Origin of the sequence: Citrobacter sp. wls718 (assembly GCF_005280945.1) — a bacterium.
Taxonomy (GTDB): Bacteria; Pseudomonadota; Gammaproteobacteria; order Enterobacterales; family Enterobacteriaceae; genus Citrobacter; species Citrobacter gillenii.
In genome coordinates this window covers 2273-12307 of record NZ_SZWV01000098.1, presented here as the reverse complement: position 1 = coordinate 12307, position 10035 = coordinate 2273, and the positions used below count along the sequence as shown (strand labels likewise).

Here is a 10035-nt window from a genome sequence, read left to right as displayed (position 1 = left end):
GGGAGATCCTGATGCGCCGTTTGTTGTCCCTCACGCTGCTCGGCTTGTGGCTGTTTAGCCCAGTGGCCGCGGCCCAGCTTCCCGGTCTGGTTAGCCAGCCACTGCCCGGCGGCGGACAAAGCTGGACGTTACCGGTACAAACGCTGGTGTTTATCACCTCGCTGACGTTCCTGCCCGCCATTTTGCTGATGATGACCAGCTTCACCCGCATCATCATCGTTTTCGGTTTGTTACGTAACGCGCTGGGAACCCCGTCCGCCCCGCCAAACCAGGTGTTACTTGGACTGGCGCTATTTTTGACTTTTTTCATCATGTCCCCGGTGATCGACAAAATCTACGTTGACGCATATCAGCCGTTCAGCGAAGAGAAGATCTCCATGCAGGAAGCTATAGAGAAAGGCGCACAGCCGCTGCGTGAGTTTATGTTGCGCCAGACCCGCGAAGCCGATCTGGCACTGTTTGCGCGTCTGGCAAACAGCGGACCGTTACAGGGACCGGAAGCAGTGCCGATGCGAATTCTGCTGCCAGCCTATGTCACCAGCGAACTGAAAACCGCCTTCCAGATAGGTTTTACGATTTTCATTCCTTTCCTGATAATCGACCTGGTGATCGCCAGCGTATTGATGGCACTCGGGATGATGATGGTACCGCCCGCCACCATCGCGCTGCCGTTTAAGCTTATGCTGTTTGTGCTGGTTGACGGCTGGCAACTGCTTGTCGGTTCGCTGGCGCAAAGTTTTTACAGTTAGAGGCGCGAAATGACACCTGAATCGGTCATGATGATGGGCACCGAGGCGATGAAAGTCGCTCTTGCCCTCGCCGCACCGTTGTTACTGGTTGCACTGGTGACGGGGCTGATTATCAGCATCCTGCAGGCGGCAACCCAAATTAACGAAATGACGCTATCGTTCATTCCGAAAATTGTCGCGGTCTTTGTCGCTATTATTGTGGCCGGGCCGTGGATGCTTAACCTGTTGCTGGACTATGTGCGTACGCTGTTCAGCAATATCCCCTATATCATCGGGTAGACGCCGCCATGCTGCAGGTGACGAGCGATCAATGGCTTTACTGGTTGAACCTGTATTTCTGGCCACTGCTGCGTGTATTGGCACTCATTTCTACGGCACCGATCCTCAGTGAGCGTGCGATACCTAAGCGGGTAAAGCTGGGGTTGGGCCTGATGATAACGGTGGTTATCGCCCCGTCCCTACCTGCCAATGACGTGCCAATTTTCTCCATCGCAGCATTATGGTTGGCGATGCAGCAAATCCTGATCGGTATTGCGTTAGGCTTCACCATGCAATTTGCATTTGCTGCTGTGCGTACGGCCGGTGAGTTAATTGGCCTGCAAATGGGGCTTTCTTTCGCCACATTCTTTGACCCCGGCAGTCGACTGAACATGCCCGTGCTGGCACGACTGATGGATTTACTTGCCATGCTGCTATTTTTGACCTTTAACGGTCACCTATGGTTGATCTCACTGCTGGTAGACACGTTTCATACCCTGCCGATCGGCGGTCACCCGGTAAACAGTAATGCCTTCCTCGCCCTTGCTCGCGCGGGCAGCTTAATATTTCTCAACGGGCTGATGCTGGCGCTGCCGGTGATGACGCTGCTGCTCACGCTCAACCTCGCGCTCGGGTTGTTAAATCGTATGGCTCCCCAGCTCTCCGTTTTTGTCATTGGCTTTCCGCTGACCCTGACGGTAGGTATTTCTTTAATGGCCGCATTAATGCCATTAATTGCCCCATTCTGCGAACGATTATTCAGCGAAATTTTTAATTTACTTGCCGATATCATCAGTGAAATGCCCACAAATAATAACCCATAGTATTTATCCTGTTTTACTAAGGATTGTCCGAAATTAAAAAATAGACCACATCTACCAGGATAACGCTGCCGCGGCTTATTTGTTTTTGCCTTACTCACAGAACGCAACATTTACTTTACTTTAAGAAGTTTCCTGGCAAATTATACGCAACTTTACGGGATAGTAAATCCGCCTGAAAACAAGCAGTAAAAGCGTCATCTTGGGTTGTTATTATTCCGTTTAGTTGTGCAGAAATAATCAGGTAAGGGGAATTATCGTTACGCATTGAGTGAGGGTATGCCATGTCAACGATTATTATGGATTTATGCAGTTACACCCGGTTAGGGTTGACCGGGTATCTGGTAAGCCGGGGGGTGAAAAAAAAGGAAATCAACGGTATTTCAACCGTTGACGAACTCAGTATCGCCTGTGACGCACATCAACCTGCTGTGGTGTTTATTAATGAAGACTGTTTCATCCACGATCCGGCTAACAGTCAGCAAATAAAGCAGATCATTAATCAGCATCCCAGTACATTATTTATCGTATTTATGGCTATTGCCAACGTCCATTTTGATGAATATCTCTTGGTCAGAAAAAATTTATTAATCAGTTCAAAGTCGATTAAACCGGATTCACTGGACGAATTGCTTGGCGATATTCTTAAAAAGGATGCGGATATTGTTGTCGATGTCAATCTGCCGACACTGTCATTAAGCCGCACCGAGTCCAGCATGTTACGCATGTGGATGGAGGGTCAGGGAACCATTCAGATTTCCGATCAAATGAATATCAAAGCAAAAACCGTCTCATCCCATAAGGGGAATATAAAACGAAAGATCAAAACGCATAATAAACAGGTGATCTATCACGTCGTTCGACTCACCGATAACGTCACCAACGGTATCTTTGTGAATATGCGCTAGTATGTGCTGACTGGTGGGAATGTCACCAGTCAGCATCAAGACAAAAGCAGTATGATTAGTCTACCTTCTCCACAAAAATACCATCCTGATGACCTGACTCGTTAAAGAACCAGATACCGAGCGGGTAGTCTTCCATCGAAACCAGGTACATGGTGCCTTCACTAAACTCCTCGATTGCCAGTACCCGGCCAGGCCGACGAGGACCGCCGTCCGTTTTGACTGTAACCCGATCATTCACCTTCATCATTTTCCTCCTGTGGCTTTGTGCCAGTGTAGAACAAATTCTATTTTCTGGCAGCGCCTGGCGTGCGCGATTGCGGGTTTTCTCGACGGTCTATACTTAGAAAGTGTGCATTAGCGATTTTGCTGCATACACCCGGTATCCGTAACGGTTGAGAGGTAGGTGAATGAAAACCGCGAAAGAGTACAGCGAGACGGCCAAACGTGAGGTCAGCGTTGATGTAGACGCGCTGCTGGAGGCAATCAACGAAATCTGCGAGAGCGAGATTCATCGCAGCCGCGATGACCCGGATCGCGTCAGTGTTGACGGTCGTGATTACCATACATGGCATGAGTTAGCCGAAGCGTTTGAGTTAGATATCCACGATTTTAGCGTGACGGAAATCAATCGCTGACTTCAGGCGAAAAAAATCCCGGCCCTCAGTGGGTCGGGATCAAGCTTGCTTATGCAAGAAGCACTTGAAAATTCGTTACACCAGGAAATCTGATGTGAGGCCAACCTTATCTACAATTTTTTTGCCTGACAAGTAAATAATTCTCACCAAAATGATAAATATAACTAATGGTTGAGAGATCACTCACTTACGCCTGAACGTAATGTTCAGGCATCCTGCCGTTGTTGCCCTTTACCGGACGTCAGTTCATCTTCACGGAATGCTTCCCGTTTGACGCCAAAGCCATCGTACCAGCGACACTCGACCATGCCGCTAGCGTATCCGGTGACAATCATGCGTGGGCCACCCTGTTTCACGGTGACTTCCTCACTGACAGAAAAGACCATACCTGCCTCCTGTATCAAGAGAAACCTTTTCACCTTAGACGACAAGCAGCCTTTTTGCATAATCAGGTAAACAAAAATTAGTGTGAAACACCGCGCAGTTTTGCCACCATTTTCACCAGCAGTACCACAATGCCACCAATGATAAAGCCCAATACAAGGTTTAACAGGGTCGGAATCATCATTGAAATGAATGAATTCTGTTGCTGGGCGAACTGCTCGATCGCATGATGCAACGGCGCGATCCCATGGACGACAATGCCACCCCCTACCAAAAACATCGCCAGAGTTCCTACCACCGACAGCGTTTTCATCAGCCAGGGCGCCGCCACCAGCAAGCCTTTACCCAGCGCCTGAGCGACCGCGCTGCGCTTTTCAGCCAGCCAGAAGCCGATGTCGTCCAACTTGACGATAATGCCAACCAGGCCGTATACGCCAACGGTCACCGCTAAAGCGATCCCTGACAGCACCAGAACCTGATTGAGCAACGGTGCATCGGCCACAATTCCCAGCGTAATCGCCACAATCTCCGCAGATAAAATAAAATCGGTACGTACGGCCCCTTTGATTTTATCTTTCTCAAAGGTCAGTGGGTCCTGCGCCGCCAGCTCTGCCAGACGCTGCTGGCGTTCTTCCGGCGTTTCCTGATGTTTGCGCGCCTGCAGCGTATGCAGGACTTTTTCCACGCCTTCAAAACAGAGGAACGCCCCACCAATCATTAATAACGGGGTAATCGCCCAGGGAATAAAGGCACTGATCAGTAACGCCAACGGCACAAGAATAACTTTGTTGACGAAAGATCCTTTTGCCACGCTCCAGACGACCGGAAGTTCACGGTTTGCCCGTACGCCCGATACCTGCTGCGCGTTAAGCGACAGGTCATCTCCCAGAACGCCCGCAGTTTTTTTTGCGGCCAATTTTCCCATCATGGAGACATCGTCAAGCAGCGTGGCGATGTCATCGAGTAAGGTCAGTAAGCTACTTCCTGCCAAAATTTTCACCCTCAATATTATTTTTTTCCGTCATTAGTATGAAGTAAAAAACGTGATGCTGAAACTCACCTTTATGGTCAACAAATTTTTAACAACAACGGGCAATTATAAATCTCGCCAGCACGATAGTTTTGACGTTTACTATGTTGCGCCTTTTTATTTCCACCGTGAGGGATTATGCGTTTCAGGCAATTGTTACCGCTTTTCAGTGCGCTGTTCGCGCTGTACATCATTTGGGGTTCCACCTACTTCGTTATCCGCATTGGCGTTGAGAGCTGGCCGCCGCTCATGATGGCCGGCGTGCGTTTTCTGTCTGCGGGGATTTTGTTAACCGCATTTTTACTTCTGCGCGGCCACAAACTGCCGCCATTACGCCCGCTGCTCAATGCCGCACTGATCGGTATTCTGCTGCTGGCAGTGGGAAATGGGTTGGTCACCGTCGCCGAACACCAGAACGTCCCTTCCGGCATCGCTGCCGTGGTGGTCGCTACCGTCCCACTGTTTACGCTGTGCTTCAGCTATTTCTTTGGCATTAAAACCCGCAAGCTGGAGTGGATGGGCATCGCTATCGGACTGGCCGGGATCATTATGCTTAACAGCGGCGGGAATTTGAGTGGCAACCCCTGGGGTGCAGTGTTGATCCTGATTGGCTCAATGAGCTGGGCATTCGGTTCCGTGTACGGTTCCCGCATTACCTTACCCGTGGGTATGATGGCCGGTGCAATTGAAATGCTCGCCGCCGGTATCGTGCTGATGGGGGCCTCGCTTATCTCCGGGGAAAAGCTGACTACAATGCCATCTTTTTCTGGGTTTATGGCGGTCGCTTACCTGGCGCTGTTCGGCTCCATTATCGCCATCAACGCATATATGTACCTGATCCGTAACGTGAGTCCGGCGCTGGCAACCAGCTATGCCTACGTCAACCCGGTTGTTGCCGTCTTATTAGGTACCGGTCTGGGAGGTGAAAGCCTGGCGTTCATCGAGTGGCTGGCACTCGGAGTGATTGTTTTTGCCGTGGTGCTGGTGACGCTGGGTAAATACCTGTTCCCGGTCAAAGCAGACGCGGTCGCCGCACCGTCGGAAAAGTCGTTACAGTAAATGAATACCCTGGGTGTCGATCTGCGCGGTAGCGCCACCGCTGCAGATCCACTCGACCACGCGCTCGGACAGCGCCTCATCGCTGAGTTTTTTTCGCCCTCGTATGGCGCACTCCCAGATAATGAGTACCCGCCAGCCAAGTGCCTGCAGTCTCTCGCGATCCCGCGCATCGCGTTCGACGTTTTTGCCTATTTTAGCCAGCCAGAATTGCGTGCGCGTCGCGGGGGTCTTAAATAAATAACACTCGTGGTGATGCCAGAAACAACCATGGGTAAAAATAACACACTGATAGTCATCCACCACAAAATCAGGGCGGCCAGGTAACGCCGCATCCTGCACGCGAAACGTTACCCCCTGCTCCGTCAATACGCTGACCAGACGTTTCTCAATCGCCGTATCGCGGGTCGCGATTGCCCGCATATTTTTACTGCGCGTGGCCTTATCGTGAACGTCTGCCATGCAGACTCTCTTTCTCACGCAGCGCGACGGCCTGTTTGATTTTTGGCTCCAGCAGTCGGGCTACCGCCGCAAATGCCGGGACCACCACCGAATTGCCGAACTGGCGATAGGCCTGGGTATCAGACACCGGAATACGGAACTGATAACCCTGAGGCGACTCAAATCCCATCAGGCGCGCGCACTCTCGAGGTGTAAGTCTACGTGGTCGGTGCAACTGGTTGTGCGGATCGTCAAAATCCTGTTCACCCAGCGCCATATCCCAGCCACGGTCGATTAATATTTCTGCCCCGTCCTTGTAATAGCGCGCAGATAACGTGCGCGTTACGCTGTGCGGATTGCCAGGATATACCATGCCGTAGCCAAAGCCGTTCCCCCGCGCCTGATGCTTTTTCGCGTAGCGATATAAATATTTCCACAACACCGGCGTCAGGATGTATTTCACGTCAACGGTCGGTTCAAGCAGCTCGGCCAGCGTAATACGCCGCTGCGGGTAGCGGGTGACAATATCCCGTAGCGTAAAGTCATTTTTCAGATTCAGATCGCGTCGAAAGCCCACGAGGACAATACGTTCGCGATGCTGCGGTAAAAAGTGTTTTCCATCGATAATTTTAGGATCGTCCGGCCCGTTTTCCGCCGCATCCGCCACGTCATACCCTAACTCATCCAGCGTTTGCATAATGATGCGAAACGTTTTCCCCTGGTCATGGCTCTTCAGATTTTTGACGTTTTCCAGCACAAAGATTGCCGGACGGCGGGCATCAATGATTCTGACCACGTCGAAAAATAGCGTACCTTGCGTATCACAGGCAAAACCGTGCGCACGACCTAAGGCATTTTTCTTGGAGACGCCTGCCAGCGAAAACGGCTGGCAGGGAAAGCCAGCCAGCAGCACATCATGCTGAGGGACATGCTGGCGGATATGTTCAGCCGCCTCCTCATCGCTCACCCCGGCACGATGGCTTAACGTAATATCGCGAATATCTTCATTAAAATAGTGCTGGTCAGGATCGCAATAGTAATTCGCTTTGTAAGTACGCACCGCATGCTTGTTCCACTCGCTGGTAAACACGCACTGTCCACCGATCGCTTCGAAGCCGCGGCGAATACCGCCAATTCCGGCGAAAAGATCGATAAAACGAAAAGCATACTGCGGATGATGCACCGGCGGTGTCGGTAGCAAGGTCTTCAGGTGGGAATATTCACGATCGCTCAGGCGGTGCCATGTCTCGTTCGCCACCACACGTTTAAAGATGGCCGGGCTCCAGTGATGCTCACCGACGCCATTAAGGTGAGCCACCAGCGTTTTCACGTCGTAAATCTCAAGCAGCTTAGCCAACATCACCTGCACGGCGATCCCGGTATCCTCTGTCATCAGGTTTATGGTGCCTGTTACTGAAAAATTTTCCTGCATACATTTAACCGGCCGAAATGGATTAGCGACAGGTTAACATAAAACAGAGGTGTTTACGTTTCAGCTGTGCAGGCTACCGATGCGCCTTAAAGGGCTGAATCGCGGTGAGATCCAGCTCCTCATACTCCCCTTTTAACTCGGCGCTTAATTTCGCCATATAGGTCAGCAAAAAATCAGCGTTATGCTGCGCTAAATACCGTCCCTGTGCCGTTTGCATCGTCATCGGCAGTTGCAATAATTTGGTCTGGAAATGATCGAGTGCATACTGCTTGTCGTTGAGCTCGCGCCGTTGTGCAAAAGGGTCTTCCGCATCAAACAGGGCCACCCCCAGCGCGCCAGAAACCGCAAATACGCGAGCTAAGCCAATGGCCCCCAACGCCTCAAGTCTGTCAGCATCCTGAACAATTTTGGCCTCGATCGTGGTTGGCGAAATTTTTGCGCTAAAACTGTGTGCTTCAATGGCATGACTTACCGCCGGCAGCCGGTCTTCTGGAAATGTGGGGAAAAACTGCGTCAATACGCGGCAGGTTTCCTGCGCCGCCAGTACCGACGAGCGATGTCGGTCAGGATGGTTTTTCGGCAAGCTGATAAGGTCATGAAAATAGCAGGCTGTCAGCACCACCAGCCAGTCGATGGTTGCATCAGCACCCAACTGTTGTGACGTCATCCACACACGACGAAAATGAAAGATGTCATGGGCTGCATCCTGCCCGAGGTGATTTTCACGTAACCATGCTTCAAATTGCGACTGCCAGTACTGTAAATCCATGCTATTCCTCGCGAGCGCTACGGCCATATATACACCGCATAAATTAACCCACCTATTTTATAACATCAAATGATTAATCATTATGGGCCAGGGCCAGAATCTACAAATTATAAATACAATCAACATAAACATACTAAATTTATATAAAATCAAAATTCAATATAATCAACATAAAACTCATAACCTAATGATAAATAAATCATTTACATGGTAAATGTGAAACGCGTAAACATATTAAATAAATAACAAAAATCCAAACAGAAATATTTTGAAATCTTTTAAATAGATTTGTTACACGTTATATTTTAAAATAAATGAACTTCATAGAATAGTATCAAAACGTAGTCTTTTGGATAGAACTACATATTCACATCAATTATTATCATAAGGGAATACATAATGAAAAGAAAAGCTCTGGCACTTCTTCTCCCGGCATTATTAGCTGCAGGCGCAGCAAATGCGGCAGAAATCTATAATAAAGATGGCAACAAACTGGATCTGTACGGCAAAGTCGATGGCCTGCGTTATTTTTCTGATGACGCTGGCAGCGACGGCGATCAGACCTATGCGCGTCTGGGCTTTAAAGGCGAAACCCAGATTAACGATATGCTCACCGGCTACGGTCAGTGGGAATATCAGGTTATGGCCAACAATGCTGAAGGCGAAGGCGCAAACTCCTGGACTCGTCTGGGCTTTGCCGGCTTAGGCTTTGGTGAAAACGGTACCTTCGACTACGGCCGTAATTACGGCGTGGTCTACGACGTAGAAGCCTGGACCGATATGCTGCCAGAATTTGGTGGCGATACCTACACTCAGACCGACGTATATATGACCGGCCGCACCAACGGCGTGGCAACCTACCGTAACAAAGGTTTCTTTGGTCAGGTAGAAGGTCTGAACTTTGCTCTGCAGTATCAAGGTAACAACGAAAGCGCGGGTTCCGGCGAAGGTACCGGCAATGGTGAGAACCGTAAATTGGCGCGTGAAAATGGCGACGGTTTCGGTATGTCCACCTCTTACGATTTCGACTTCGGTTTAAGCCTGGGTGCTGCATATTCCAGTTCTGATCGTACCGACAACCAAACTGCTGCTGGTCGCGGCGATCGCAACTATGACAACAAATATGCAGGCGGAGAAACCGCTGATGCCTGGACCATCGGCGCAAAATATGACGCAAATAACATTTACCTGGCGGCCATGTATGCTGAAACTCGCAATATGACTGCATATGGTAAAGGAGATGGATTAGAAGGCGGTATTGCCAACAAAACCCAGAACTTTGAAGTAACCGCTCAGTACCAGTTCGACTTTGGTTTGCGTCCTGCGGTTTCCTTCCTGCAATCTAAAGGTGTTGACTTAGGCGGCTGGGATCACAATAGCAATGGCACCCCTCGTTACACCGACAAAGATCTGGTCAAATATGTGGATGTTGGCGTGACTTACTACTTCAACAAAAACATGTCCACCTTCGTTGATTACAAAATCAACCTGCTGGACGAAGACGACAACTTCTATGCAAGTAATGGCATCGCAACTGATGACATCGTTGCCC

At 50.0% G+C, this 10035-nt stretch carries 13 protein-coding genes; 7 read left to right on the top strand and 6 right to left on the bottom strand.

Translation table 11 applies throughout. The annotated features are described in order from the left end of the window. Positions 1 to 11: 11 nt before the first annotated feature. From fliP to rcsA, 4 genes are all read left to right on the top strand, one after another. Positions 12 to 749: a flagellar type III secretion system pore protein FliP gene (gene fliP / locus FDW95_RS18385; protein WP_115258832.1), complete on the top strand. Its 738-nt coding sequence runs from the start codon at positions 12 to 14 to the stop codon at positions 747 to 749. 9 nt (positions 750 to 758) lie between these two features. Next, a complete protein-coding gene (gene fliQ, locus FDW95_RS18380; protein ID WP_115258833.1) occupies positions 759 to 1028 on the top strand; it encodes a flagellar biosynthesis protein FliQ in 270 nt (89 codons plus the stop codon). Between the two features lie 8 nt (positions 1029 to 1036). Further along, positions 1037 to 1831 (top strand): flagellar biosynthetic protein FliR, encoded by a 795-nt coding sequence (gene fliR / locus FDW95_RS18375; RefSeq protein WP_115258834.1) that lies wholly within the window; start codon positions 1037 to 1039, stop codon positions 1829 to 1831. A gap of 281 nt (positions 1832 to 2112) precedes the next feature. Continuing rightward, a complete protein-coding gene (gene rcsA / locus FDW95_RS18370; RefSeq protein WP_115258835.1) occupies positions 2113 to 2736 on the top strand; it encodes a transcriptional regulator RcsA in 624 nt (207 codons plus the stop codon). Between the two features lie 55 nt (positions 2737 to 2791). Here the strand turns inward: rcsA and dsrB are convergent, their stop codons facing one another. Beyond that, positions 2792 to 2980 carry a protein DsrB gene (gene dsrB, locus FDW95_RS18365; protein WP_170973031.1) on the bottom strand — a complete coding sequence of 63 codons (189 nt, stop codon included), beginning with the start codon at positions 2978 to 2980 and terminating at the stop codon, positions 2792 to 2794. 163 nt (positions 2981 to 3143) lie between these two features. Between dsrB and yodD the strand changes: the two genes are divergently transcribed. Further along, positions 3144 to 3371 carry a YodD family peroxide/acid resistance protein gene (yodD, locus tag FDW95_RS18360; protein ID WP_096757522.1) on the top strand — a complete coding sequence of 76 codons (228 nt, stop codon included), beginning with the start codon at positions 3144 to 3146 and terminating at the stop codon, positions 3369 to 3371. A gap of 206 nt (positions 3372 to 3577) precedes the next feature. Here the strand turns inward: yodD and FDW95_RS18355 are convergent, their stop codons facing one another. Together FDW95_RS18355 and FDW95_RS18350 are read right to left on the bottom strand one after the other, a co-directional pair. Continuing rightward, complete coding sequence (locus tag FDW95_RS18355; protein WP_170973029.1) at positions 3578 to 3757, bottom strand: DUF2158 domain-containing protein; 180 nt, start codon at positions 3755 to 3757, stop codon at positions 3578 to 3580. Between the two features lie 77 nt (positions 3758 to 3834). After that, positions 3835 to 4749 carry a DUF808 domain-containing protein gene (locus tag FDW95_RS18350; RefSeq protein ID WP_170973030.1) on the bottom strand — a complete coding sequence of 305 codons (915 nt, stop codon included), beginning with the start codon at positions 4747 to 4749 and terminating at the stop codon, positions 3835 to 3837. Positions 4750 to 4923: 174 nt separating this feature from the next. On the opposite strand from FDW95_RS18350, the gene yedA reads away from it, so the two are divergent. Next, the gene (yedA, locus tag FDW95_RS18345; protein ID WP_096757525.1) at positions 4924 to 5844 is read left to right on the top strand and encodes a drug/metabolite exporter YedA; all 921 of its coding nucleotides are present in this window, start codon (positions 4924 to 4926) and stop codon (positions 5842 to 5844) included. On the opposite strand, the gene FDW95_RS18340 is transcribed toward yedA, so the two are convergent. The 3 genes from FDW95_RS18340 to FDW95_RS18330 form a co-directional block, all read right to left on the bottom strand. Next, the gene (locus FDW95_RS18340; RefSeq protein ID WP_115258837.1) at positions 5836 to 6303 is read right to left on the bottom strand and encodes a very short patch repair endonuclease; all 468 of its coding nucleotides are present in this window, start codon (positions 6301 to 6303) and stop codon (positions 5836 to 5838) included. The two genes, yedA and FDW95_RS18340, sit on opposite strands and share 9 nt — an antisense overlap. Continuing rightward, positions 6284 to 7714: a DNA cytosine methyltransferase gene (locus FDW95_RS18335; protein ID WP_115258838.1), complete on the bottom strand. Its 1431-nt coding sequence runs from the start codon at positions 7712 to 7714 to the stop codon at positions 6284 to 6286. Before FDW95_RS18335 ends, FDW95_RS18340 begins: the two co-directional genes overlap by 20 nt. 73 nt (positions 7715 to 7787) lie before the next feature. Further along, entirely contained in the window at positions 7788 to 8483 is a 696-nt protein-coding gene (locus FDW95_RS18330) for a phosphohydrolase (RefSeq protein WP_115258839.1), read from the bottom strand. A 399-nt stretch (positions 8484 to 8882) separates the two neighbouring features. Here FDW95_RS18330 and ompC point away from each other — a divergent pair. Then, positions 8883 to 10035 (top strand): porin OmpC (gene ompC, locus FDW95_RS18325; RefSeq protein WP_137363577.1); only part of this gene is annotated, 1153 nt, incomplete at its 3' end.

Excerpts from the sequence above, each read along its gene's own strand:
- fliP (WP_115258832.1), top strand. The coding sequence starts at position 12 with ATGCGCCGTTTGTTGTCCCTCACGCTGCTCGGCTTGTGGCTGTTTAGC.
- fliQ (WP_115258833.1), top strand. The coding sequence starts at position 759 with ATGACACCTGAATCGGTCATGATGATGGGCACCGAGGCGATGAAAGTC.
- fliR (WP_115258834.1), top strand. The coding sequence starts at position 1,037 with ATGCTGCAGGTGACGAGCGATCAATGGCTTTACTGGTTGAACCTGTAT.
- rcsA (WP_115258835.1), top strand. The coding sequence starts at position 2,113 with ATGTCAACGATTATTATGGATTTATGCAGTTACACCCGGTTAGGGTTG.
- dsrB (WP_170973031.1), bottom strand. The coding sequence starts at position 2,980 with ATGAAGGTGAATGATCGGGTTACAGTCAAAACGGACGGCGGTCCTCGT.
- yodD (WP_096757522.1), top strand. The coding sequence starts at position 3,144 with ATGAAAACCGCGAAAGAGTACAGCGAGACGGCCAAACGTGAGGTCAGC.
- FDW95_RS18355 (WP_170973029.1), bottom strand. The coding sequence starts at position 3,757 with ATGGTCTTTTCTGTCAGTGAGGAAGTCACCGTGAAACAGGGTGGCCCA.
- yedA (WP_096757525.1), top strand. The coding sequence starts at position 4,924 with ATGCGTTTCAGGCAATTGTTACCGCTTTTCAGTGCGCTGTTCGCGCTG.
- FDW95_RS18340 (WP_115258837.1), bottom strand. The coding sequence starts at position 6,303 with ATGGCAGACGTTCACGATAAGGCCACGCGCAGTAAAAATATGCGGGCA.
- FDW95_RS18335 (WP_115258838.1), bottom strand. The coding sequence starts at position 7,714 with ATGCAGGAAAATTTTTCAGTAACAGGCACCATAAACCTGATGACAGAG.
- FDW95_RS18330 (WP_115258839.1), bottom strand. The coding sequence starts at position 8,483 with ATGGATTTACAGTACTGGCAGTCGCAATTTGAAGCATGGTTACGTGAA.